Below are 24,198 nucleotides of genomic sequence, written 5' to 3'. Positions count from 1 at the left end.
CCGGACTTGAGAACTTTCAGAACAGATTTTCGATATCGTTGCTGTAGGCTTTGCTGACTTTCTCACCCATCGATTTCAGCTGTTGAATCATGCTGGTCAGCTTGCGGGCATACTGCGGGTCGGTAGCGTAGCCCGCATTCTGCAACGCCTGCGCCCCCTGCTCTGCCGTCGCGGCCTGGGTCACCGCCGCATAGCGCGGGTTACGACTCAGCAGGCCGACATAGTCTGAAAGCGCCTCCAGATACGAGCTGTACACGCGGAATTTGGCTTTGACCTTTTTCGCCTCGCCATTTTCATATTCGGTGGTGGTGATCTCGGTGGTGGGCCCCTTCCAGCTTCCCGAGGCCTTGACGCCGAAGATGTTAAAGCTCGGTTCGCCGTTCTCGCGGCGGATCTGACGTTGCCCCCAGCCCGACTCCAGCGCCGCCTGGGCGAGGATCAGGTGATGCGGCACCCCGCTCTGCTGGCTGGCAAGACGCGCCGGCAGCGAGAGCTGCGCCAGGAAGTCTTTGCTGTCGCCGGTGAGGGGTTCATCGTTACTTTCAGGCGCCTTCGGTACCGCTTTACGCACCATCTGGGTCAGGGCCTGATTTTGATAGCTGGTCACCTTTTCCAGATCGAACTTCATCGGCACCTGCTGCGGCGCATCTTCCGGGGGCACGCCCTGGGCGGCCGCCATCTGCTTGACGATCACGTCCGCAAGCCCGAGCCCTTTACCGGCGGTCATCTGCTGCGCAATCTGCTGGTCATACATGCTGGTGTACAGACGCGTTGAGTCGCTGCTGAAGATGCCGTCTTTCGGCAGGGCTTCACGCATGCTTTTCAGCATCATCTGGACAAACATTCCCTCGACCTGGCGGGCCACCGGACGGATATTCCCCGCCGGATCTTTACCCGCTTTGGACTTCAGTTCGTTGAGCGACTGGGTATCCCAGGCCGCGCTGCTCAGCAGTTTGCTATCGGTCAGCATCAGATGATTTCCAGTTTGGCGCGCAGACAGCCCGCGCTCTGCATGGACTGCAGAATCGACATCAGATCCATCGGGGTGGCGCCCAGCGCATTGAGGGCACGGACCACGTTGTTCAGGTTGGCGCTGGAACGCACGCTCTGCAACGAGCCGCCGCTCTGGCGTAAATCAATCTGGGTCTGCGGCGTCACCACCGTTTCACCGCCGCCAAACGGCGTATCCGGCTGGCTGACGTTCGCCGAGCGGTTAACGGTAACGGAGAGGTTGCCCTGCGCCACGGCACAGCTGTCCAGCGTCACCTCGCGGTTCATGACCACCGAGCCGGTACGGGAATTGATGATCACTTTGGCGTCCTGCGGCGTGACGTTCACTTCCATATTCTGGATATCTGCCAGCAGACGTACCTGGTTGCTGCCGCCGCTGGAGACGCGGATCTGCACGGTGCGGGCATCCAGCGCGGTGGCGCTGCCGAAGCCGCGGCCGCGGTTGATGGTATCCGCAATCTGCTGCGCCATGGTGAAGTCATCCTGGTTCAGCTGCAGGTTGATGGTGTTGCCGGTGCCGAACTGGGTCGGCAGCTCACGCTCGATGACGGCCCCGTTAGTAATACGCCCGCCGTTAAGCTGGTTAACCTGCACGCTGCTGCCGCCTGCGGAGGCTCCCGCCCCGCCGACGAGGATATTCCCCTGCGCCAGGGCATAGACCTGGCTGTCCACCCCTTTCAGCGGGGTCATCAGCAGGGTACCGCCACGCAGGCTTTTCGCGTTACCCATGGAGGAGACCACCACGTCGATGGTCTGCCCCTGGCGCGCGAAGGCCGGGAAGGAAGCGGTGACCATGACCGCCGCCACGTTTTTCAGCTGCATGTTGGTTCCGGCCGGCACGGTGATGCCGAGCTGGGAGAGCATGTTGTTCAGGCTCTGGGTGGTGAACGGCGTCTGAGTGGTCTGGTCACCCGTACCGTCCAGCCCCACCACCAGACCGTAACCGATCAGTGAGTTTTCCCGCACGCCCTGTACGCTTGTGAGATCGCGAATACGGTCGGCCTGGGCACAGGTCGCCACCAGCACCAGCAGGAACCCGAAGAGGGATTTAAACATAGGTCACCTCGATTACATCGGTGAGAGGTTAAGGAAGAAGCGCTGCAACCAGCCCATATTCTGCGCTTCGTTGATGTAGCCGTTGCCGACGTACTCAATGCGCGCATCGGCCACCTGGGTGGACGGTACGGTGTTGGAGCCGCTGATGGTGCGAGGGTTAACCACACCGGAGAAGCGAATGAACTCAGTGCCCTGGTTGATGGCGATCTGTTTTTCACCCACAACGTGTAAATTGCCGTTCGCCAGCACCTGGTCGACGGTGACCGTCAGGGTGCCGCTAAAGGTGTTGCTGGCATTGGCGCCGCCTTTTCCGTTAAAGGAGTTGCCGCCAGACGCCTCGGCATCGGCACGCGCGTTACCGAAGAGGCCTTCGAGGTAGCGTGGCACGGTGTCGAAGCCAAAATTGGTTTTCCCGTCGCGGCTGGCATTCGCCGACGAGCTCTTACTGGCGCTGACGTTTTCCTGCAGCTGGATGGTCAGCGTATCGCCGATATTACGTGGGCGACGGTCTTCAAACAGCGGCTGATAACCGTAGTTAATCGGCTGCGCGGTCTGGAAAATTGAGCCATTCACTACCGGGGTCGGGCCAGGAATGGGTTGGGCGGAAGTCGCACCCTGCACCAACGGTTGAGACGGAACCCAGGCGCAACCGCTGAGGGTAACGGCCAGGAGAGTCACTATCGGATAACGAATCGCCGCGTGTTTTTGCATTGCCTTCATCTTCGAAAACAGGGAGCCGGTGCGGCGCGAACCGCACCGGACTGCACCTTAGAGTTGCGTCAGTTTCTGCAGCATCTGGTCGGTCGTCGACACTGCTTTACTGTTAATTTCGTACGCGCGTTGCACCTGGATCATATTCACCAGCTCTTCCGCGACGTTGACGTTTGAGGTTTCCACATACCCCTGATACAGCAGACCTGAACCGTTCAGACCCGGCGTGCTCTCGTTCGGCGCACCGGAGGACTGGGTTTCGATGTACAGGTTCTCACCGATGCTTTCCAGACCGGTGTCATTCATGAAGGTGGTCAGGTTAAGCTGGCCGACCTGCACTGGCGCGGCCTGGCCCTGCTGGGTCACGCTCACGATCCCGTCACGCCCGATGGTGATGCTTAGGGCGTTCGCCGGAATGGTGATCGCCGGTTGCACCTGGAAACCGCCTGCGGTCACCAGCTGGCCGTTCTGATCCACCTGGAACGAACCGTCACGGGTGTAGCCAGAGGTGCCGTCCGGGAGCTGAACCTGGAAGAAGCCCTGGCCTTTGATCGCCACGTCTTTGCTGTTGTTGGTCTGGGACAGGTTGCCCTGACTGTGCAGACGCTCGGTCGCCACCGGGCGAACACCGGTACCGATCTGCAGGCCGGAAGGCAGCGTGGTCTGTTCAGACGACTGCGCCCCTGGCTGGCGGATGGTTTGATAAAGCAAATCTTCGAAAACAGCACGCTGGCGCTTAAACCCGTTGGTGCTGACGTTCGCCAGGTTGTTGGCGATGACGTCCATATTGGTTTGCTGCGCGTCGAGACCCGTTTTCGCGATCCATAAAGAACTGATCATAAGAAGTCCTGTTAACTCATTGACAGCAGTTGGTTGGCGCGACCGGCGTTTTCATCAACGCTGGAGATCACCTTCATCTGCATTTCAAAACGGCGTGCGCTGGCGATCATGTCGGTCATCGCGGCCACCGGCTTAACGTTACTGCCTTCCAGCACGCCAGACATGACGCGAATGCTCGGGTCGGCCTGCAACGTCGGGCCACGGGTAGCCTGCGCCGCCTGGGTCAGACGGAACATGCCGTCGTCGCCACGCTGCACTTCGAAACCTTCGGCTTTTACCAGCTTCAGGCGGCCAACCGGGGCCACGGTGTTCGGCGGATCGCCTGGGTTCAGGGCGGAGATAGTACCGTCTGCCGCGATGGTGATCTCCGAGCCTTCCGGCACGGTGATCGGGCCGCCTTCACCAATAACCGGACGCCCCTGGATGGTCAGTTGCCCGACCGAATCCACCTGGATGTTCCCGTTACGGGTGTAGCCTTCGCCGCCGTCGGCGGTCTCAACCGCCAGCCAGCCGTCCTGCTGCAGCGCCACGTCGAGCGGGCGCGAGGTGTAATCCATCTGCCCCGGCGTCATATCGGCGCCAGGAGTGGACGCCGTCACCAGCGTACGCGTTGGCAGGGAGAGCCCTTCCACCGGGACGGCGCGCATGGCGTTCAGCTGCGCGCGAAAACCCGGCGTGGAGGCGTTCGCCAGGTTACTGGCGGTCACGGCCTGCTGATTAAGCGTCTGACTGGCCGCGCCCATCGCGGTATATATTGCGTGATCCATTAAGCTATCCCGTCAGCCACTTAGCGGAGGTTAACCAGCGTGTTGAGGATCTGATCCTGGGTTTTGATGGTCTGCGCGTTCGACTGGTAGTTACGCTGCGCGACGATCATATTGACCAGCTCTTTACTCAGGTCGACGTTGGAGGCTTCCAGCGCGCCGTTGGTCAGGGTACCGAAGTTACCGGAACCGGCGGTGCCCAGCAGCGCCACGCCTGAGGACTGCGTGGCAGACCAGACGTTGTTACCTTCGGACTGCAGACCTTCGTTGTTGGCGAAGTTCGCCAGCACGATCTGCCCCAGAACCTGGTTCTGTTCGTTGGAGTAGTTACCCACAACGGTGCCGTCATCGTTGATCTGATAGCTCACCAGATCGCCCGGCTTGTAGCCGTTCTGGTTGGTGGCCACGATGTTGTTCGCCCCGGTGTTCTGCTGCATGGAGTTCAGGAAGCTCAGGGAGAAGGTCACCGGCAGCGCGCCGCTCAGCGGATCGGTAGTCACGTTGATAGACGCGTTGGCATTTGCCGTGGCGCTCATCGTCCAGGTTTCCGGCGTGGTGCCCATGGCGGTGTAGTTATAAACGCCTTCCAGGTTACCGTTGCTGTCGAAGCTCATCTGGGCAGATTTGGTGATCTTGCCGTTCGCCACGCTGCCATCCTGTGAATAGACATCCCACTTGTTGTCTGCCGTTTTCACGTAGTAGACATACATGTTGTGGGCGTTACCCTGGTTGTCATAAACGGTGATGGTGCCTTTCTTGTTGTAGCTGTCCGAATCCGGGTTGGCGTTGGTCACGTCAAACGCAATGGTCGGCACGCTGTCCGTAGAGTTCAGGTTGATCTGCTGGGCCGCGGTGCTGGTCGCTTTTGCCGACATCAGGTTGTTTGGAATGGTGATCGGCTGCGGGTTCGCGCCGGTCTGTACCGTTGGCGGGGTGCCGCCAGCCGGATAACCCGTTACCTGCAGACCCTGCATGTTCACCAGGTTGCGGTTTTCGTCCAGGCTGAACTGGCCGTTACGGCTGTAATAGACGGAACCGTTGCTGTCGAGCATACGGAAGAAACCGTTCTGGCTGATCGCGACATCCAGACCACGGCCGGTGTTGGTGGTGGTACCATCAGCGAAGTCCTGGGTGATACCAGCAACTTTTACGCCCAGACCCACTTTGGAGCCGGCGAACATGTCTGCGAACGACGCGCTACCGGACTTAAAGCCATAGGTCGCGGAGTTGGCAATGTTGTTACCAATGACGTCGAGGTTAGTGGCTGCAGCATTCAGGCCGCTGACCGCTTGTGAAAAGGCCATTTGTTACTCCTGATAAGGGTTAAGGCTTAAATAATCTGCCGAACTTCGTCGAGCGTAGTTGTACCGTAAGTCCCGAGATCCAGCGTGTTACCGCTGCTGCTGCGGATCACGCCCTGCACCATCGCGAACTGCAGCGGCTGGGCCACCAGCTGCGTGCTGCCGCTGCTGGCGGAAATTGCCACGTTATAAGAACCGTTTGGCGCACTACTGCCATCGGTCATCGTGCCGTCCCAGGTAAAGGTGTGAACACCGGCTTTCAGTTCGCCGATATCAATAGTGCGAACCACCGCACCGTTCTTGTCGGTGATGGTGGCGGTCACTTTGTCGGCGCTCTGCTGCAGCTCAACGCCAAACGGCGTGGTGGAGGTGGTGCTGGTGCCGTCGGTGGTGCTGCTGCCCGCCAGAACGGTGGTTCCCGGGATCATCACGCCATGACCAATCAGGGTGCTGGCCTGCATCGACTGGCTGCTGTCGATCTGCCCGGAAATGGAACCCAGTGTGGTGTTGAGCTTCTCGATGCCGCTCACCGTACTGATCTGCGCAAGCTGCGTGGTCAGTTCGTTGTTCTGCATCGGGTTGGTCGGGTCCTGGTTTTTCAGCTGCGCAACCAGCAGCGTCAGAAAGCTGCTTTGCAGATCGGAAGCGTTGCTTCCGGTCAGCGAGCTGCTGCCCGTGGTGCCGGAGACACCCGTAGTCGCTGACCTGTCATTTACATTAACGGCAATAGACATTGATCTCTCCTTTACTGGCCCAGAGTGAGCGTTTTAAGCATCATGCTCTTCACGGTGTTCAGCACTTCAACGTTGGCCTGGTAGCTGCGGGACGCTGACATGGTGTTCACCATCTCGCCGACCACATCCACGTTCGGCATCTTGACGTAGCCATTGGCGTCAGCCAGCGGATTGCCCGGCTCGTACACCAGTTTGTCCGGTGCCTGGCTCTCAATCACACTGGCGACTTTTACCCCGCCGGTTTGTGCACCCGGTGCAGCATCCACCTGAAACACAACCTGTTTGGCGCGGTAGGGTTGCCCGTCCGGGCCGGCCACGCTGTCGGCGTTCGCCATGTTACTGGCGGCCACGTTCAGACGTTTGGATTGCGCGGTCAGCGCTGAACCCGCGATATCAAAGATATTGAGTAAGGCCATTATTAGTTGCCTCCTTGCAGTACATTCATCATGCCTTTAATCTGCCCGCCGAGAACGGTCAGTCCCATCTGGTACTTCAGGCTGTTATCGGCGAACTGCGTACGCTCGCGGTCCATATCGACGGTGTTGCCGTCCAGGGATGGCTGATCGGGAACGCGATAAAGTAAATCGATATTCGGGGTGGTCACGGTCTCTGCGGGAATGTGGCGTGCAGAGGTCAGCGCGAGGGCGACACCGCTATTTTCGGCCCGGCCGCGCTCCATCACTTTCTTTAATTCACTGGAAAAATCGATATCACGCGCCTGAAACCCGGGGGTATCAGCGTTTGCGATATTGGCGGCCAGAATCTCCTGACGCTGGGCGCGTAAGTTGAGCGCTTCCTGCTGAAAACGTAGCGCGGCGTCGAGTTTATCGAGCATGTCTCCTCCGCTGATGGCAAAATTTCAGTGGATAGCTTAAATCTCACCCCATCTCCTTCATCGACGGAATAAGCGCAAAATGCGTCGCTATTTATTGCGTTGATGCCAATGCGCTACAGGTAGAATTCTGCTCATCATTAAACCGACGGTAACTGGCGATATGGCATTCAAACGTGGTGTGACCGCAACCCTGCTCCTGTGGAGCGCCCTTTCGCAGGCACAGGATCTCGATGCCCAACTGACGGCGTTCTTTGCTCAGCGGCTGGCGGGATTCAGCGATGAGGTTTCGGTGCAGGTCCGCACGCCAGACAACATGCGTCCCTCCTGCGAGACGCCTGAATTCAGCGCCCCCGGCAACACAAAGCTGTGGGGCAACGTCAGCGTCAGGGCACAATGTGGCAATGAAAAACGGTTTATTCAGGTTGCAGTTCAGGCGACGGGCGATTATGTTGTCGCGTCCCAAAGCATCCCCCGGGGTGCTGCCCTGCAGCCGGGCAGCGTTACGCTGAAGCGCGGCAGGCTGGATCAGCTTCCACCGCGGGCTATTCTGGATATAAACCAGGTGCAAAATGCCGTCACGCTGCGGGATCTGGTGCCAGGACAGCCGTTACAGCTGTCGATGCTGCGCCAGTCCTGGCGAATCAAAGCCGGGCAGCGGGTGATGGTGATTGCCAGCGGCGACGGCTTTAGCGTCAACGGTGAAGGCCAGGCGCTGAACAATGCCGCGGTCGCGCAGAATGCACGGGTCAGGATGACATCGGGCCAGGTGGTAAGCGGAACCGTCGATACGGATGGGAATATTCTGATTAACCTATAATCTTTTTAAAGATTATGCGGCGGCTGCCGATAAATAAGTAACAAATGATGATGTCAGGCGCCAACGCCGCGAACCCTCGATGAGGACAACATAATGAGCATTGATCGTACATCGCCCTTGAAGCCGGTTAGCCCTGTACAACCGCGCGAGCTGAATGACACTGCCACTGCAAAGACTCGCCCGCAGAAATCGGCGACCGCCAACAGCACCAGCGTCACGCTGAGTGATGCCCAGGCGAAACTGATGCAGCCTGGTAGCAACGATATCAACATGGAACGCGTTGAAGCGCTGAAAACCGCCATCCGTAATGGCGAGCTGAAAATGGATACCAGTAAAATCGCTGATGCGCTGATCCAGGATGCGCAAAGTTTCTTAGAGTAATCACCGTATGAGTCGTCTGACGGAAATAATGGATCAAATGACGGTCGTGCTGAACGACCTGAAGACGGTGATGGACGCCGAACAACAGCAGCTCTCTGCCGGGAATGTTCACGGCAGCGCGCTGCAGCGCATTACAGAAGACAAAAGCTCTTTGCTGGCCACGCTGGACTACCTTGAACAGCAGCGACGCGGCGAGCAATCCGCGCGCCACAGTGCAAATGATGATGTCGTCGATCGCTGGCAAACTATTACTGAAAAAACGCAGCATCTGCGCGATCTGAATCAGCACAACGGATGGTTACTTGAGGGTCAAATCCTTCGCAACCAGCAGGCGCTTGAGGTGCTTAAGCCGCATCAGGAGACAGGACTGTATGGCGCCGATGGCCAGACAGCCAGCTCACGCACCGGCGGGAAGAAATTTTCGATTTAATCAGGCGATAGCCAAAAAAGGGGAGCACCGACAGGCGCTCCCCTTTTTTTACGCCGTGCGGCGGGCGAACTCTTTAACCTTAAAGCCCAGCACCGCGAGGGTGGCGAAGTACGCCACCACACCCACAACGACCACCGCCATCAGGCGCAGCAGACGATACGGCATGGTGCCCAGCGACCAGTCCGGCATCACGTACAGCATCCCCACCAGCGCCGCCGCCATCACCAGCACGGCAATCACCAGACGCAACAGGAAGCTCGCCCAGCCCGGCTGCGGGGTGAAGATTTGCTGCTTACGCAGCTGCCAGTAGAGCAGTCCGGCATTGAGACAGGCCGCGAGCCCGATGGACAACGACAGACCGGCATGCTTCAGCGGGCCGATAAACGCCAGGTTCATCACCTGGGTCATGATCAGCGTCACGATGGCGATTTTCACCGGAGTTTTGATGTCCTGACGCGAGTAGAAGCCCGGGGCCAGCACTTTCACCACGATCAGCCCCATCAGCCCCACCGAATAGGCCACCAGCGCCCGCTGGGTCATCGCTGCATCAAAAGCGGTAAATTTCCCGTACTGGAACAGGGAGACGGTGAGCGGTTTGGCGAGGATCCCCAGCGCCACCGCGCTTGGCAGCGCCAGCAGGAAGCAGAGGCGTAGCCCCCAGTCCATCAGGCGGCAGTACTCGTCATGATTGCCGCTGGCGAAACTGCGGGAGAGCGAAGGCAGCAAAATGGTCCCCAGCGCCACACCCAGCACCCCGGACGGAAACTCCATCAGGCGGTCGGCGTAGTACATCCAGGAAACCGACCCGGAGACGAGGAACGAGGCAAAGATGGTGTTGATGATCAGCGAGATCTGGCTTACCGACACGCCGAGGATCGCCGGGCCCATCTGCTTAACCACCCGCATCGCCCCGGCATCGCGCAGGTTAATGCGCGGCAGCACCAGCATGCCGATTTTCTTCAGGTGCGGCAGCTGATACGCCAGCTGCAGAACCCCACCCACCGTCACCGCCCAGGCCAGCGCCAGGACCGGCGGATGGAAGTGCGGCGCGGCAAAGAGCGCAAAGCCGATCATGCTGACGTTCAGAAACGTCGGCGCAAACGCCGGGACCGAGAAGCGGTTCCAGGTGTTGAGAATGGCCCCAACCAGCGACGCCAGCGAGATCAGCAGAATATAAGGAAAGGTGATGCGCAGCAGCTGCGAGGTCAGGGCGAACTTGTCGGCGGTATCGGCAAAGCCGGGGGCGGTGACCATGATCACCCAGGGCGCCGCCAGCATCCCGATCACCGTAACGATCGCCAGGGCGAGGGTCAGCAGTCCTGAGACGTAGGAGACAAACACCTTAGTCGCATCTTCCCCTTGCTTGCTTTTGTACTCAGCCAGAATAGGAACGAAAGCCTGAGAAAACGCCCCTTCAGCAAAGATACGGCGCAGCAGGTTAGGCAGTTTGAATGCAACAAAAAAGGCGTCAGTCGCCATTCCTGCGCCAAACACCCGCGCCACAATGGCGTCGCGCGCAAAGCCCAGCACGCGCGAAAACATGGTCATCGAGCTGACGGCGGCCAGCGATTTTAATAGGTTCATTAACGTGAATTTCCACTACCAGACGGCAAAACGCCTGCAAAGCAGGCGTGATTCTCGCCGGGAGGCGCTGCGCTTACCCGGCCTGCAAGACAATAAACGCGCCTAGTCTACTCGTAAAAACGCGAATTGCTATGGGCAGATGTTACAGCGGGTTATTCGCTCATGGCATCGCGCCAGAGCTTCTCCACGATGCGCTGGGCGCGGATCGCCTGTTCGCCCGATGTTTCAGGAACCGTCTGATTTTGCACGCATTCGATAAAGTGGCGCGCGCAGCCGACAAAACCGCGCTGCTCCAGAGTGCTTTGCCAGCCCGGTATCGCCGGCGTGACCACGCCCGCTCCCCGCTCTTCGCGCCATTCGCGCATGTCGGTCACGTCCAGCAGCGCCCCGTCCGTTACCGCCTGGATCCACTCCCGCTGGCTACCTGCCCGGCGGTGCATGGAGGTGGTTACCTGCAGCGTGCCCGTACTGAAATGGTGCTCGGCATAGACCATCTCCCCCTGCTCATTGGTTTGCAGGGTACCGCCGGTCAGCTGCGCGTTATCCCCCGCCAGCCACAGGGCGGTGTCCACCACGTGCAGATAGTCATCGAGCAGGGTAAAACGCAGATCGTTGTGCCCGATGCTGTCGGCGCGATGCTTGTCCATCCGCAGCGATGCCGCACCGTTCAGCTGGGTTTTGAGCTGCTGGTAGAGCGGCGCAAAGCGACGGTTAAAGCCCACCATCAGGGTCAGTTTTTTCTGCGCGGCGAGGTCGATCAGCCGCTCGGCGTCGGCCAGATTGTCCGCCAGGGGTTTATCGACACAGACATGCACCCCGGCATGCAGCAGCTCGCTGACCACCTGATAGTGGGTGGCGGTGGAGGTATGCACAAAGACCGCATCACAGGCGCGGGCCAGCTCCTGCAACGATTCGTAGTAAGGCATGCGGACCGACTCGCAGATCCGCAAAGCCTTATCCCGGGACGGCGACCAGGCGCCCTGCAACGTCCAGTCTGACGCGGCGCTCAGCACCGGCAGCCAGGCTTTCTGGGCGATACCGCCCAGCCCTACCACGCCCACTCGTAATTTTGTCACCGTTAATCTCCCAGATGTGCCAGCAGCGAATCGAGGCGCTGCTTAAGTTCTTCAACTTCATTTTCCAGCGCTTCCACGCGGGCCAGTAAGATTTCGTCGGTTGCCGGCGCCACGGCTTCCACCGCCGCGACGACGGTTTCAATCTCACCGCTGAAGAGATGCATATAGCGACTTTCACGCTTGCCGGGCTCGCGCGCCAGACGCAGGACAAACGGGCCATCCTCCCGGGCGGCCAGCCCTTCGAGGGTCTGCTCCACTTCCTGCATATCGGCGAACTCATGCATGCGCGCGGCGCGGGTGCGCAGCTCACCCGGCGTCTGGGCGCCCCGCAGCAGCAGGGTCGCGACGATCGCCACTTCGGCGGCGCTCAACTTCAGGGCACCAAACTCGGAGTTGCAAAAACGCTGTTCATATTTGGTCACGCGATTGCCAAAACCGCTGACGGTGCGCAGGTAGTGGCGTTTGACCAGCGCATCGAGCTGATCCTGCACCTCATGCTCGGCCAGGTTCATCACCGGTTCACGGTTGGTCTTCTGGTTGCAGGCCAGGGTGACGGCATTCACCGAGAGCGGATACTGTTCCGGGGTGGTGACCTGCTTCTCCAGCAGGCAGCCGATGACGCGCGCTTCTGTGGCGGTTAATTGATATTTCATCTCTGTTCCTTAGCGCCCCGCGCTCCACTCTTTGGTTGTCAGCGCCGTCAGGACATGATCGCGCCATTCGCCGTCAATCAGCAGGTAGTCTTTGGCGTAGCCCTCTTTCTCAAATCCGAGGCGCGCCAGCAGATCGCCGCTGCGCTGATTGTGCGGCATATAGTTGGCCATAATGCGGTGCATATGTTGGGTACGTTGCATATAGCGGATCGCCGAGGTCAGCGCCTCGAACATCAGCCCCTGCCCCTGCCATTTTTGTCCGATGGAGTAGCCCAGATAGCAGGCGTGAAACGAGCCCCGCACCACGTTAGAGAAGTTGGCGATACCGATAATCTCTTTTTCATCGGGATCCAGCAGGGCAAAATAGAACGCCGAGCCCTGCTTGTGAAACTCGGCAATCATGCTCAGCCGGGCCTGCCAGCCGGAGGGATAGCAGTGGCTCTCATCCCGTACGGGTTCCCAGGGTTTTAAAAACTGACGATTCTCAGCGTAGTAGTCCGCCAGCCGCCAGGCATCACGCTCATGCACGAGGCGAACCACCAGCCGGTCGGTCGTCAGGCGCACTTTCGGCACATTACTGCGATAGCCAAACATGGATACAACTCCTTCATGTTACAACCTTGACCCGTTAGCTTTACTATACCTGCGCCGCTGCCTTTCGGGAAAACAGTGACATACCATTTTGAAGACTTTTCACATTTTTCGATGAAAACCCTCAATCAAAGTGCTCTTTTGATAAAAAAATATTGTCGCCTGCGCAGTGGGAAAAAACCTGCCGACACCGCAGAATATTAGCGCGCTCATTATCTTGATACCCTAAATAATTCGAGTTGCAGGAAGGCGGCGACGCAGCGAATCCCCAGGAGCTTACTCCGGTAAGTGACAGGGGTGAGCGAGGAGGCCAACGCACCGGCAACTTGAAGTATGACGGGTATCTTTCCCTGGAGGGGAAATGTCTCGTATATCACAGGCCCGGAGCCTGGGTAAATATTTCCTGCTTGTCGATAACATGCTGGTTGTCCTCGGCTTTTTTGTCGTTTTTCCGCTTATTTCGATTCGCTTTGTCGATCAGATGGGCTGGGCGGCATTAATGGTCGGCATTGCGCTGGGTTTGCGCCAGTTCGTTCAGCAGGGGCTGGGGGTATTTGGCGGCGCGATTGCCGACCGCTTTGGCGCTAAACCGATGATTGTTACCGGCATGCTGCTGCGGGCGGCGGGCTTTGCCACCATGGCGATCGCTCACGAGCCCTGGCTGCTGTGGGTCTCCTGTATCGTCTCAGGGCTTGGCGGCACCCTGTTCGACCCGCCGCGTACGGCGTTAGTGGTCAAACTGATCCGCCCTCAGCATCGCGGGCGCTTTTTCTCGCTGCTGATGATGCAGGACAGCGCCGGTGCGGTGGTGGGTGCGCTGCTGGGAAGCTGGCTGCTGCAGTATGATTTCCGCCTGGTCTGCGCCACCGGCGCGGTGCTGTTTATCCTCTGCGCGGCGTTCAATGCCTGGCTGCTGCCCGCGTGGAAACTCTCCACCGTCAAAGCGCCGGTGCGGGAAGGGCTCGACCGCGTCTGGCGCGACAAACGCTTTATCACCTACGTCCTGACGCTGGCGGGCTATTACATGCTGGCGGTGCAGGTGATGCTGATGCTGCCGATCATGGTCAACGATATCGCTGGTTCTCCGGCGGCGGTAAAGTGGATGTACGCCATTGAGGCCTGCCTTTCCCTCACCCTGCTCTACCCTATCGCCCGCTGGAGCGAAAAACGCTTCCGCCTTGAGCACCGCCTGATGGCGGGGCTGCTGATCATGTCCCTGAGCATGTTGCCTGTCGGGATGGTGGGCTCGCTGCAGCAGCTGTTTATCCTGATCTGCACCTTCTACATCGGCTCAATCATTGCTGAGCCCGCCCGCGAAACCCTGAGCGCGCAGCTGGCGGACGCCCGTGCGCGGGGCAGCTATATGGGCTTTAGCCGTCTCGGGCTGGCGATTGGCGGCGCGCTGGGCTATGCCGGCGGCGGCTGGCTATTCGACGCCGGGAAGGCCTTCAACCAGCCTGAACTGCCGTGGGTGATGCTGGCCCTGATTGGGGTGATTACCTTCTTCGCGCTGGGCTGGCAGTTCAGCCATAGACGCACAGCCCCCGGTATGCTGGAGCCCGGTGCCTGACCGAGTCTCAGGCACTATTCCTGTTCTTCGCCGTTATCAGTTTTTTCTGCTGGTCTGGCTGGCTGTCCCCTGACATACTTGCGCGTCAGGATTGAAGCGCTGACATCATGTCGAGGAAAACCATGAAAAAATTTGTTATTGCCACTGCGTTGATCGTCAGCGGCCTGCTGGTTGGTTGTAATCAGCTTACCCAGTACACCGTCAGTGAGCAGGAGATCAACCAGGCCCTGCAGAAGCGCAATAACTTTGCGAAAGATATTGGCGTTCCGGGCGTGGCCGATGCGCATATCGTCCTGACCAATCTTACCAGCCAGATTGGGCGTGAAGAGCCGAATAAAGTGATGCTCTCCGGCGATGCCAGCCTGGACATGACCTCGCTGTTCGGCAGCCAGAAAGCCAATATCAAGCTGAAGTTAAAAGCGCTGCCGGTCTTCAATAAAGAACAGGGCGCTATCTATCTGCAGCAGATGGAGATCGCCGACGCCGTCGTGTCACCGGACAAGATGAAACCGGTTCTGCAGACGCTGATGCCGTACCTGAACCAGTCCCTGCAGAACTACTTTAATCGCCAGCCCGCTTACATCCTGAAAGAAGATAACAGCAAGGGTGAAGCGCTGGCGAAAAAATACGCGAAAGGCATCGAAGTGAAGCCGGGTGAGATTATTATCCCCTTCGTCGATTAACCTCTGAGGCGCTCCGGCGCCTTTTTTTACAGAAAAGAGTGCAAACGAAAACGTTTCCCTCTATTCTTTGTGTCCGGCAAAAATCATCTCACCCAGCCGGAGCCTATCCATGACTGTACAATCCCAGGTTTTGAAAATCCGCCGCCCAGACGACTGGCATATCCATCTTCGCGATGGCGATATGCTGAAAACCGTCGTGCCGTATACCAGTGAAATTTATGGCCGCGCGATTGTCATGCCAAACCTGGTGCCGCCAGTCACCACGGTCGACGCGGCGATTGCCTATCGCCAGCGCATTCTTGATGCCGTGCCTGCCGGTCACGATTTTACCCCGCTGATGACCTGTTATCTTACCGACACGCTCGATCCTAATGAGATTGAACGCGGCTTTAACGAAGGGGTCTTTACCGCCGCCAAGCTCTATCCGGCCAACGCCACCACCAACTCCAGCCACGGTGTCACCAGCACTGATGCGATTATGCCGGTGCTGGAGCGCATGGAAAAACTGGGCATGCCGCTGCTGGTGCACGGCGAAGTGACCCATGCCGAGATCGACATTTTCGACCGCGAAGCGCGTTTTATTGAAACCGTGATGGAGCCACTGCGCCAGCGCCTGCCGGGGCTGAAAGTGGTGTTCGAACATATCACCACCAAAGACGCGGCGGAATACGTGCGCGATGGCAATGAGCTTCTGGCTGCCACCATCACCCCGCAGCACCTGATGTTCAACCGTAACCACATGCTGGTGGGCGGCGTGCGCCCTCACCTGTACTGCCTGCCGATCCTCAAACGCAACATTCACCAGCAGGCCCTGCGTGAGCTGGTCGCTAGCGGCTTTGAGCGCGCTTTCCTCGGCACCGATTCCGCGCCGCACGCCCGTCATCGCAAAGAGGCCAGCTGTGGCTGTGCAGGCTGCTTTAACGCTCCGACGGCCCTTGCCAGCTACGCCCAGGTGTTCGACGAGATGAACGCCCTGCAGCACTTCGAGGCGTTCTGTTCCCTGAACGGGCCGCTCTTCTACGGTCTGCCGGTGAACGAAACCTTCGTTGAACTGGTGCGCGAAGAGAGCAGCGTGGTGGAGTCGATCGCCCTGACCGACGACACGCTGATCCCGTTCCTCGCGGGCGAAACCGTTCAGTGGACGGTGAAGCGTTAAAAATTGTTTGTCCCCTGTTGTAAGTTCAACAATATAACTGTATAAATAAACAGTATATTACACAGGGGGCAACTATGCGTATCGAAGTGACCATTGCCAGAACAACTGCTTTACCTGCCGGTGCGCTGGACGCGCTGGCGGGTGAACTCTCCCGCCGTATAAATCACTCCTTTCCCGAACGCGATGGTGCTGTCACCGTGCGTTATGCGGGGTCAAACAATCTGTCGGTAATCGGTGGCGCAAAAGAAGATAAAGAGCGCATTAGCGAAATTTTACAGGAAACCTGGGAGAGCGCTGACGACTGGTTTATTACCGATTAAATTTTCTCCTTCATTGTGTTTTTTTGCCGGGTCGCCCCGGCTTTTTTTCGTCTGATCAAGCCAGGCGCAAATAATCTGTTTGAGTCCATCAAAAATCATCAGCAAGGTGATGTTTTAATGTTCAAACAATCCTAAAAGCGATAAAAAAGTGGTGCTCCCTGTTTCTTTTTCCCTTCAGAAGCCTTATTTATTGATATACTGAAATTGCTTCAGAAAAACACGCATTGAACCTCACAGTCGTTGTCTTTTTAACACGTATTCAGGGGGTTATGATGGAAAAGAATAATGAAGTCATCCAGACACATCCACTTGTAGGCTGGGATATCAGCACTGTAGATAGCTACGACGCACTGATGCTGCGTTTGCATTACCAGACCCCAAATCACCCTGACACCGAAGAAGCGGAAGTTGGGCAGACCCTGTGGTTAACCACAGACGTCGCACGCCAGTTTATTTCTATTTTAGAAGCCGGTATTGCAAAAATAGAATCCAGTGACTACCAGGAAAATGAGTATAAGCGACATTAGTATAATGTCTGAATCTCACCCCAAAGGCACCTGACGGTGCCTCACTTATTTCTCCCTTGTATAACCGCCCTGTCTTAATTACCCTGCTAACCAACGAAACGCGTAAAGAGATCCCCATGAAATACGACCTTATTATTATTGGCAGCGGATCTGTCGGTGCAGCGGCAGGTTATTACGCAACCCGGGCAGGCCAGAATGTGCTGATGATCGATGCTCATATGCCGCCCCACACCGAAGGCAGCCATCACGGTGATACCCGTCTGATGCGCCACGCGTACGGTGAAGGTGAGCGCTATGTGCCGCTGGTTTTACGCGCGCAGGCGCTGTGGGATGAACTGGCGCAAATCAGCGGTGAGCCGGTCTTTGAACGCACGGGCGTGGTCAACCTCGGGCCGTCGGATTCACAGTTTCTGGCCACCGTGGAGCAAAGCGCCCGTCAGTTCAGCCTCAATCTCGAGCGCCTGGACGCCGCAGCCATCATGAAGCGCTGGCCTGAGATTAACGTCCCCGAGGATTACATCGGCCTGTTTGAAGCCGAATCGGGCGTACTGCGCAGCGAACTGGCGATTAAAACCTGGATTGCGCTGGCGAAAGAGGCCGGTTGCGCCCAGCTGTTTAACTGCCCGGTGACCGCCATTACCCACCATGACGACGGCGTCACCGTCGAAACGCCGGAAGGCCCGTACAGCGCAAATCGCCTGCTGGTGAGCGCGGGGACCTGGGTTTCGCGTCTGGTGCCGGGTCTCCCGGTGCAGCCGGTGCGCAAAGTCTTCTCCTGGTTCCAGGCCGACGGACGTTACAGTCATCAGAATCACTTCCCTGCTTTTACCGGCGAACTGCCAGATGGCGATCAGTTTTACGGCTTCCCGTCCGAAAAAGATGCCCTGAAGATTGGCAAACACAACGGCGGCCAGGTCATCAACTCGCCGGAAGAGCGCAAGCCGTTTGGCGCTTACCCAGGCGATGGCTCAGAAGCCTTTAAATTCCTGCGTAACGTCCTTCCCGGCATCGGCGGCCTGCTGCACGGCGCAGCCTGCACCTACGACAACACCCCGGATGAAGATTTCATCATTGATACCCTGCCAGGCCATGACAACACGCTGCTGATCACCGGTCTGAGCGGACACGGTTTCAAATTTGCCAGCGTGCTGGGTGAGATTGCCGCGCAATTCTCTTTGCAGATCGACCCGCCGTTTGATCTCACGCCTTTCTCCCTGTCGCGCTTTAGCCGATAATGCTGTCAGGCTTCGGGTTTCCGAAGCCTTTCATTCATCCTCTCATCGGTATCTTCATGCGTCGTATCGTTAATTATCTGGTCAATAATATTCGCGAGCATCTGATGCTCTATATTTTGCTGTGGTCGCTGCTGGCACTGCTGGATATTCTCTACATTGTATTTTTCTGATGAAAAATACTGACAAAAATTGACACTTCTTCAAATAACTACAATTTCACAATAAATTATTTGAACATCATAAAATCGTCACAACCCGCCAAAATCAGCCAAAACCACTAGCCATTAACAACCACATTGACTATAAACGTCAATTTTATTTCAAAATAACTGAACGAATAAAATTAATAATAAATATCTGTAAATATCATTTGCATTAATGTTTCCCCCACGCCATTTTTAGCGCTTGATAATTAATAACGGTACTCACAATGCAGGTGCGTAATTCCCCCACACGCTATGGCGTTATTTCCATGAGTTTGCACTGGCTGATGGCTATTGCGGTTTATGGCATGTTTGGCCTGGGCCTCTGGATGGTGACCCTCAGCTATTACGACGGCTGGTATCACCAGGCACCGGAGCTGCATAAAAGCATCGGGTTTATGCTGATGCTGGCGCTGGTGGTGCGACTGCTGTGGCGCCGTTTCTCCCCTGTTCCTCCGGCGCTGAAGAGCCAGTCGCGCCTCACGCGTCTCAGCGCCGCCGCCGCCCATATCGCGCTGTACGCAATCTTGTTCGCCATTCTGATCAGCGGGTATTTGATTTCTACCGCCGACGGCAAACCGATCAGCGTCTTTGGCCTGTTTGACGTGCCCGCCCTGCTGGCCGATGCCGGCGCACAGGCCGATCTGGCCGGCACCGTGCATTTGTGGCTGGCATGGGGCGTGGTGATCCTTTCCGTACTGCATGGTCTTGCCGCCATGAAACATCACTTTATCGACAAAGATGCCACCCTGACACGTATGTTGGGCAAAGCGTCACCTGACTCTGGAGCATAAAATGAAGAAAAGCCTGCTGGGATTAACCTTAGCGTCTCTGCTGTTCACCACCGGTACCGCCGTGGCAGCGGACTACAAAATTGATAAACAAGGCCAGCACGCCTTTGTGAACTTCCGTATTCAGCATCTGGGTTACAGCTGGCTGTACGGCACCTTCAAGGATTTCGATGGCTCCTTCACCTTCGATGAGAGCAACCCAGCGAACGATAAGGTCAATGTGACCCTGAACACCAACAGCCTCGATACCAACCACGCCGAGCGCGACAAGCACCTGCGCAGCGCGGATTTCCTCAACGTAGCGAAATACCCGCAGGCAACCTTCACCTCAACGGAAGTGAAAAAGGATGGCGACGGTCTGGATATTACCGGCAACCTGACGCTGAACGGCGTGACGAAGCCGGTAACGCTGGATGCAAAACTGATTGGCCAGGGTGACGATCCGTGGGGCGGCAAGCGCGCAGGGTTTGAAGCATCAGGCAAAATTCACCTGAAAGACTTCAATATCACTACCGATCTGGGCCCGGCATCGCAGGACGTTGAGCTGATCATTTCGGTGGAAGGGGTTCAGCAGAAGTAATGCCCTCGCCCGGTCACAGGACCGGGCAAGGTTTCAGGATCATTCCGGGTCAGGAATGCCGAGACGGGTGTTCAGACGACCACGCGACTTATTGAAGATCTTATTGCCATTCTCGCGCCCGGCACGACGGCGGCGCTGCTCCTCTTCAGGCAACACGCTCTCCTCGCTGCACAGCTCGCTACAGCAGCCGTTAAACTTCTCCGCACAGGCCGGACACTGAATAAACAGCAGATGACAACCGTCATTTTTGCAGTTGGTATGGCTGTCGCACGGTGTGCCGCACTGGTGGCAATGGGCAATCACATCATCAGAGATACGCTCGCCCATGCGCTCGTCAAAGACAAAGTTCTTGCCGATAAAACGCACCGGCAGCCCCTGCTCGCGCGCGCGACGGGCATACTCGATGATCCCGCCCTCGATATGCCAGACTTTGTTAAAGCCGTTGTGCTTCATAAATGCGCTGGCTTTTTCGCAGCGGATCCCGCCGGTGCAGTACATGACAATTTTCTTGTCCTTGTGCTCCTGCATCATCTCGACGGCTTTCGGCAGTTGTTCACGGAAAGTGTCCGCCGGGATCTCAAGCGCGTTTTCAAAATGGCCCACTTCATATTCGTAGTGGTTACGCATATCGATAAACACCGTGTCGGGATCGTCCAGCATGGCGTTCACTTCCGCCGCTTTCAGGTAATCACCCACGTCGCTGGCGTCAAAGGTCGGGTCGTCAATGCCGTCCGCCACAATGCGCTCGCGCACTTTCAGACGCAGCACCCAGAAGGATTTACCATCATCGTCCAGAGCGATGTTCAGGCGCAGGCCGTCCAGCGCCGGATCGAAACCGTACAGGAAGGTGCGCAGTTCATCGACCTTGCTTTCAGGCACGCTGATTTGGGCGTTGATACCTTCATGGGCCAGATAGATACGGCCAAATACGTTCATCGCGGTTAAGGCTTTATACAGTGCGTCGCGAGTTGCCTGCGGATTAACGATGGTGAAATATTTATAGAACGAGATCGTCGTGCGCGGCTCGGTTTCAGCCAACATGCGCGCTTTCAGCTCTTCGTTCGAAATGAGGTTGTGTAACACTGGCATGGTGTACGGTTCCTGCAATCGTAGTGAGAATGAAAATCGGTCGGCATGATATAGCAAACATTGGCAATTTACATCCCTTCATTTTGCGCTACATTTCACAGGTTAAATTATCCGGGAAATAACATCTGCTGTAAAAATGGCCAATCCACTGGCATGCGTTTTGGTTATGAATGGAAAAATGCGACACTAGGACAACAGGACGTATCAAAAACAGGAACGACATGACTCAACTACCTAAATTTTCCATTGCACTATTACATCCTCGTTACTGGCTGACCTGGGCTGGCATCGGTTTATTGTGGTTACTGGTGCAACTGCCCTACCCGCTGATCTACCGCATTGGCTGCGGCCTGGGTCGACTGGCGATGCGCTTTATGTCACGCCGCGCCCGCATTGCCCGCCGCAATCTGGAACTCTGCTTCCCGGAGATGAGCGAGCAGGAGCGCCACGACATGGTGGTGAAAAATTTCGAATCCGTCGGCATGGGACTGATGGAGACAGGGATGGCCTGGTTCTGGTCTGATAAGCGCATGGCGCGCTGGTCGGAAGTGACCGGCACCGGCATGGATCCGGTACACAATCTGCAGGAAAATAAAACCGGCGTGCTGCTGATTGGCGTCCATTTTCTGACGCTGGAGATCGGCGCGCGGATGTTTGGCATGCAGGCACCCGGCATTGGGGTTTACCGTCCGAACGATAATCCGGTGATCGACTGGCTGCAAACCTGGGGCCGGATGCGCTCCAACAAGAGCATGATCGATCGTAAAGATCTCAAGGGGATGATCCGCGCCCTGAAGTCCGGGGAAGTGATCTGGTACGCGCCCGACCATGACTACGGCCCAACCGCCAGCGTCTTTGTGCCCTTCTTTGCGGTAGACGAGGCGGCCACCACCACCGGCACCTGGACCCTGGCCCGTCTGTCGAATGCGGCCATTGTGCCGTTCGTGCCGCGCCGTAAATCCGACGGCAAAGGTTATGAGCTGATGATGCTGGAACCGGAGTGCGCTCCGCCGCTGGACGATGCCAGAACCACGGCGGCGTGGATGAATGAGGTGGTGGAAAAATGCATTCTGCTGGCCCCGGAACAGTACATGTGGCTGCATCGCCGCTTTAAAACCCGCCCGGAAGGCGTCCCTTCCCGCTACTAATTCCCCCTGCGGCCTCCCCGGCCGCAGCCTCTCTTGAGCTTATAATGCTCTCCGCCATTGCAGCAATCATCACCCAGGCGCATAATTAGCAGGCTTATTACCCTCTTTTATAATGATGCCGCTGCGCATCATAACGCGGATAGCTATGTCTCCCTCAGAAACGCCAATAAACTGGAAGCGGAACCTTACGGTTGCCTGGCTGGGCTGCTTTCTCACGGGTGCCGCCTTTAGCCTGGTGATGCCTTTCCTGCCCCTCTACGTCGAGCAGCTCGGCGTCAGCGGCCACAGCGCGCTCAACATGTGGTCCGGGCTGGTGTTCAGCATCACCTTTCTCTTCTCCGCCATCGCGTCACCCTTCTGGGGCGGACTGGCCGACCGCAAAGGCCGTAAAATTATGCTGCTGCGCTCGGCGCTGGGGATGGCCATCATCATGCTGCTGATGGGGATGGCGCAAAATATCTGGCAGTTTCTGATTTTACGCGCGGTGCTGGGGCTGCTGGGCGGCTTTGTGCCCAATGCCAACGCGCTTATCGCCACGCAAATCCCCCGCCATAAAAGCGGCTGGGCGCTGGGAACCCTCTCCACCGGCGCGGTAAGCGGCGCCCTGCTCGGCCCGCTGGCGGGCGGTTTACTGGCGGACAGCTACGGCCTGCGCCCGGTCTTCTTCATTACCGCAGGCGTGCTGTTTGCCTGCTTCCTGCTGACATGGTTCTGTATCCGGGAAAATTTCACCCCGGTGCCGAAAAAAGAGATGCTTCACGCCCGCCAGGTCTTCGCCTCGCTGAAGAACCCCCGGCTGGTCATCAGCCTGTTTGTCACCACCATGATTATTCAGGTGGCTACCGGCTCTATCGCGCCAATCCTGACGCTGTACGTGCGCGATCTGGCCGGACACGTCGGCAATATCGCCTTTATCAGCGGCATGATTGCCTCGGTGCCCGGCGTGGCGGCCCTGATCAGCGCTCCGCGTCTGGGGAAACTGGGGGATCGGATTGGTCCGGAAAGGATCCTGATTGTCGCTCTGGTGATCTCCGTCCTGCTGCTTATTCCGATGTCCTTTGTGCAATCGCCGTGGCAGCTGGGCGTGCTGCGCTTTTTACTCGGTGCAGCCGATGGTGCCCTGCTGCCTGCGGTGCAGACCCTGCTGGTCTATAACTCCACCAACCAGATTGCCGGGCGCATCTTCAGCTATAACCAGTCATTCCGCGATATCGGCAACGTCACCGGCCCTCTACTCGGGGCGGGTATAGCCGCCAGCTACGGTTTTCGCGCGGTGTTTATCGTCACCGCCTGCGTGGTGATGTTTAACGCGGTTTACTCGTGGTTCAGTTTGTCGCGGGCGGTGCGTCGGCCAGCGGTTATTTCTGAGTCAGATAAGGTCTCATTGTCCGAATAAGACAACCTCGTGACGGCTTTTGCCGCTTTCATACTTGCAATTATGGAGAATCAGCTATTCTTTCCCTGAATACCACGTCAATTCACAGGGAGACGCCGATGACTATGTTTGCCACTTTAGAGGAAGCGATTGATGCCGCGCGCGAAGAGTTTCTCGCCGATAATCCAGGCATTGAGGAAGATGACGCGAATATTGAACAACTCAATATTCAAAAATATGTCATGCAGGATGGGGACATTATGTGGCAGGCCGAATTTTTTGCCGATGACGGTGAAGATGGCGAATGCCTGCCCGTACTGAGCGGCGAAGCGGCTCAGGCGGTGTTTGATGGCGATTATGACGAGATTGAGCTGCGTCAGGAGTGGCTGGAAGAAAACACCCTGCACGAATGGGATGAGGGTGAATTTCAGCTCGAGCCGCCGCTGGATACCGAAGAGGGTCAAACCGCAGCGGATGAGTGGGACGAGCGTTAATTATTCATAGGGCCCATGCTGAGCGTCGATGGGCAGCAGTAACGTATCAAAGACCAGCGAGAACGGCAGATCCAGTATCGTCAGGTAGCGCCATGCGGAGTCGCGGACATCCCATTGCACGCCCGGGTAATATTGATTGCCGTGCCCCTGTCCCGGGACCGCCCGGCTGATAATGCTGCCGCAGCCGCTCAGTAATAACGCCATTGTGATGACGATGAAAAATCTCATCCCGTACCTCAAAAG

At 57.3% G+C, this 24,198-nt stretch carries 30 protein-coding genes; 15 read left to right on the top strand and 15 right to left on the bottom strand.

Annotation, left to right across the window (positions count from 1 at the left end; genetic code table 11):
- Positions 1–16: 16 nt before the first annotated feature.
- From flgJ to flgB, 9 genes are read right to left on the bottom strand one after another with little or no spacing between them, the layout of a single operon-like run.
- Positions 17–970, bottom strand: coding sequence for a flagellar assembly peptidoglycan hydrolase FlgJ (gene flgJ / locus FHN83_RS20395; protein WP_039028919.1), 954 nt, complete (start codon positions 968–970; stop codon positions 17–19).
- Positions 970–2,067, bottom strand: coding sequence for a flagellar basal body P-ring protein FlgI (locus tag FHN83_RS20390; protein ID WP_138368630.1), 1,098 nt, complete (start codon positions 2,065–2,067; stop codon positions 970–972). The genes flgJ and FHN83_RS20390 overlap by 1 nt, the downstream gene beginning before the upstream one ends.
- 12 nt (positions 2,068–2,079) lie before the next feature.
- Entirely contained in the window at positions 2,080–2,778 is a 699-nt protein-coding gene (gene flgH, locus FHN83_RS20385; protein ID WP_039028917.1) for a flagellar basal body L-ring protein FlgH, read from the bottom strand.
- 57 nt (positions 2,779–2,835) lie between these two features.
- The gene (gene flgG, locus FHN83_RS20380) at positions 2,836–3,618 is read right to left on the bottom strand and encodes a flagellar basal-body rod protein FlgG (RefSeq protein ID WP_039028916.1); all 783 of its coding nucleotides are present in this window, start codon (positions 3,616–3,618) and stop codon (positions 2,836–2,838) included.
- A gap of 11 nt (positions 3,619–3,629) precedes the next feature.
- On the bottom strand, positions 3,630–4,385 hold the full coding sequence (locus FHN83_RS20375) for a flagellar basal body rod protein FlgF (protein ID WP_039028915.1): 756 nt from the start codon (positions 4,383–4,385) through the stop codon (positions 3,630–3,632).
- Positions 4,386–4,405: 20 nt separating this feature from the next.
- Positions 4,406–5,686, bottom strand: a complete 1,281-nt coding sequence (gene flgE / locus FHN83_RS20370; protein ID WP_039028914.1) for a flagellar hook protein FlgE — start codon at positions 5,684–5,686, stop codon at positions 4,406–4,408.
- A 26-nt stretch (positions 5,687–5,712) separates the two neighbouring features.
- Complete coding sequence (gene flgD, locus FHN83_RS20365) at positions 5,713–6,417, bottom strand: flagellar hook assembly protein FlgD (protein WP_039028913.1); 705 nt, start codon at positions 6,415–6,417, stop codon at positions 5,713–5,715.
- An 11-nt stretch (positions 6,418–6,428) separates the two neighbouring features.
- Entirely contained in the window at positions 6,429–6,833 is a 405-nt protein-coding gene (gene flgC / locus FHN83_RS20360) for a flagellar basal body rod protein FlgC (protein ID WP_039028912.1), read from the bottom strand.
- A gap of 2 nt (positions 6,834–6,835) precedes the next feature.
- A complete protein-coding gene (flgB, locus tag FHN83_RS20355; protein ID WP_039028911.1) occupies positions 6,836–7,252 on the bottom strand; it encodes a flagellar basal body rod protein FlgB in 417 nt (138 codons plus the stop codon).
- A 160-nt stretch (positions 7,253–7,412) separates the two neighbouring features.
- On the opposite strand from flgB, the gene flgA reads away from it, so the two are divergent.
- From flgA to flgN, 3 genes are all read left to right on the top strand, one after another.
- Positions 7,413–8,069 (top strand): flagellar basal body P-ring formation chaperone FlgA, encoded by a 657-nt coding sequence (flgA, locus tag FHN83_RS20350; protein WP_139564756.1) that lies wholly within the window; start codon positions 7,413–7,415, stop codon positions 8,067–8,069.
- Between the two features lie 93 nt (positions 8,070–8,162).
- Positions 8,163–8,450 (top strand): flagellar biosynthesis anti-sigma factor FlgM, encoded by a 288-nt coding sequence (gene flgM, locus FHN83_RS20345; protein ID WP_039028909.1) that lies wholly within the window; start codon positions 8,163–8,165, stop codon positions 8,448–8,450.
- A gap of 7 nt (positions 8,451–8,457) precedes the next feature.
- Positions 8,458–8,880 (top strand): flagella biosynthesis chaperone FlgN, encoded by a 423-nt coding sequence (gene flgN, locus FHN83_RS20340; RefSeq protein ID WP_039028908.1) that lies wholly within the window; start codon positions 8,458–8,460, stop codon positions 8,878–8,880.
- 48 nt (positions 8,881–8,928) lie between these two features.
- On the opposite strand, the gene murJ is transcribed toward flgN, so the two are convergent.
- The 4 genes from murJ to rimJ form a co-directional block, all read right to left on the bottom strand.
- Positions 8,929–10,464: a murein biosynthesis integral membrane protein MurJ gene (murJ, locus tag FHN83_RS20335; protein WP_039028907.1), complete on the bottom strand. Its 1,536-nt coding sequence runs from the start codon at positions 10,462–10,464 to the stop codon at positions 8,929–8,931.
- Between the two features lie 152 nt (positions 10,465–10,616).
- Positions 10,617–11,540: a Gfo/Idh/MocA family protein gene (locus FHN83_RS20330; protein WP_139564755.1), complete on the bottom strand. Its 924-nt coding sequence runs from the start codon at positions 11,538–11,540 to the stop codon at positions 10,617–10,619.
- A 2-nt stretch (positions 11,541–11,542) separates the two neighbouring features.
- Complete coding sequence (locus FHN83_RS20325) at positions 11,543–12,193, bottom strand: YceH family protein (RefSeq protein ID WP_139564754.1); 651 nt, start codon at positions 12,191–12,193, stop codon at positions 11,543–11,545.
- A gap of 9 nt (positions 12,194–12,202) precedes the next feature.
- Positions 12,203–12,787, bottom strand: a complete 585-nt coding sequence (gene rimJ, locus FHN83_RS20320) for a ribosomal protein S5-alanine N-acetyltransferase (RefSeq protein ID WP_039028904.1) — start codon at positions 12,785–12,787, stop codon at positions 12,203–12,205.
- A gap of 358 nt (positions 12,788–13,145) precedes the next feature.
- Here rimJ and mdtH point away from each other — a divergent pair, with 358 nt between their 5' ends.
- The 9 genes from mdtH (at position 13,146) to FHN83_RS20275 (ending at position 19,849) form a co-directional block, all read left to right on the top strand.
- Positions 13,146–14,354: a multidrug efflux MFS transporter MdtH gene (gene mdtH / locus FHN83_RS20315; protein ID WP_139564753.1), complete on the top strand. Its 1,209-nt coding sequence runs from the start codon at positions 13,146–13,148 to the stop codon at positions 14,352–14,354.
- A gap of 122 nt (positions 14,355–14,476) precedes the next feature.
- Positions 14,477–15,037, top strand: coding sequence for a lipoprotein (locus FHN83_RS20310; RefSeq protein ID WP_139564752.1), 561 nt, complete (start codon positions 14,477–14,479; stop codon positions 15,035–15,037).
- A gap of 109 nt (positions 15,038–15,146) precedes the next feature.
- Positions 15,147–16,193, top strand: a complete 1,047-nt coding sequence (pyrC, locus tag FHN83_RS20305) for a dihydroorotase (RefSeq protein WP_139564751.1) — start codon at positions 15,147–15,149, stop codon at positions 16,191–16,193.
- 74 nt (positions 16,194–16,267) lie between these two features.
- On the top strand, positions 16,268–16,513 hold the full coding sequence (gene dinI, locus FHN83_RS20300) for a DNA damage-inducible protein I (protein ID WP_138368624.1): 246 nt from the start codon (positions 16,268–16,270) through the stop codon (positions 16,511–16,513).
- Positions 16,514–16,785: 272 nt separating this feature from the next.
- Positions 16,786–17,040, top strand: a complete 255-nt coding sequence (gene bssS / locus FHN83_RS20295) for a biofilm formation regulator BssS (protein WP_039032340.1) — start codon at positions 16,786–16,788, stop codon at positions 17,038–17,040.
- 116 nt (positions 17,041–17,156) lie between these two features.
- The gene (gene solA / locus FHN83_RS20290; RefSeq protein ID WP_139564750.1) at positions 17,157–18,275 is read left to right on the top strand and encodes an N-methyl-L-tryptophan oxidase; all 1,119 of its coding nucleotides are present in this window, start codon (positions 17,157–17,159) and stop codon (positions 18,273–18,275) included.
- A gap of 56 nt (positions 18,276–18,331) precedes the next feature.
- Entirely contained in the window at positions 18,332–18,445 is a 114-nt protein-coding gene (locus FHN83_RS20285; protein ID WP_072036751.1) for a DUF2770 family protein, read from the top strand.
- Positions 18,446–18,705: 260 nt separating this feature from the next.
- Entirely contained in the window at positions 18,706–19,272 is a 567-nt protein-coding gene (locus tag FHN83_RS20280) for a cytochrome b (RefSeq protein ID WP_039032339.1), read from the top strand.
- Position 19,273: 1 nt separating this feature from the next.
- Positions 19,274–19,849, top strand: coding sequence for a YceI family protein (locus FHN83_RS20275; RefSeq protein ID WP_039032338.1), 576 nt, complete (start codon positions 19,274–19,276; stop codon positions 19,847–19,849).
- A 39-nt stretch (positions 19,850–19,888) separates the two neighbouring features.
- Here the strand turns inward: FHN83_RS20275 and FHN83_RS20270 are convergent, their stop codons facing one another.
- On the bottom strand, positions 19,889–20,938 hold the full coding sequence (locus FHN83_RS20270; protein WP_039032337.1) for a rhodanese-related sulfurtransferase: 1,050 nt from the start codon (positions 20,936–20,938) through the stop codon (positions 19,889–19,891).
- Positions 20,939–21,159: 221 nt separating this feature from the next.
- Between FHN83_RS20270 and FHN83_RS20265 the strand changes: the two genes are divergently transcribed.
- From FHN83_RS20265 to FHN83_RS20255, 3 genes are all read left to right on the top strand, one after another.
- Positions 21,160–22,086 (top strand): Kdo(2)-lipid IV(A) acyltransferase, encoded by a 927-nt coding sequence (locus FHN83_RS20265; protein WP_139564749.1) that lies wholly within the window; start codon positions 21,160–21,162, stop codon positions 22,084–22,086.
- A 145-nt stretch (positions 22,087–22,231) separates the two neighbouring features.
- The gene (mdtG, locus tag FHN83_RS20260) at positions 22,232–23,482 is read left to right on the top strand and encodes a multidrug efflux MFS transporter MdtG (RefSeq protein WP_039032346.1); all 1,251 of its coding nucleotides are present in this window, start codon (positions 22,232–22,234) and stop codon (positions 23,480–23,482) included.
- 98 nt (positions 23,483–23,580) lie between these two features.
- Positions 23,581–23,955, top strand: a complete 375-nt coding sequence (locus FHN83_RS20255) for a MysB family protein (RefSeq protein WP_039032335.1) — start codon at positions 23,581–23,583, stop codon at positions 23,953–23,955.
- Here the strand turns inward: FHN83_RS20255 and FHN83_RS20250 are convergent, their stop codons facing one another.
- The gene (locus FHN83_RS20250; RefSeq protein WP_039032334.1) at positions 23,956–24,183 is read right to left on the bottom strand and encodes a YceK/YidQ family lipoprotein; all 228 of its coding nucleotides are present in this window, start codon (positions 24,181–24,183) and stop codon (positions 23,956–23,958) included.
- Positions 24,184–24,198 lie beyond the last annotated feature (15 nt).

Origin of the sequence: Leclercia adecarboxylata (genome assembly GCF_006171285.1) — a bacterium.
Classification (GTDB): Bacteria; Pseudomonadota; Gammaproteobacteria; order Enterobacterales; family Enterobacteriaceae; genus Enterobacter; species Enterobacter barmai.
The sequence above is the reverse complement of the archived record's forward strand: the minus strand, read 5'-3'. Positions and strand labels throughout refer to the sequence as shown.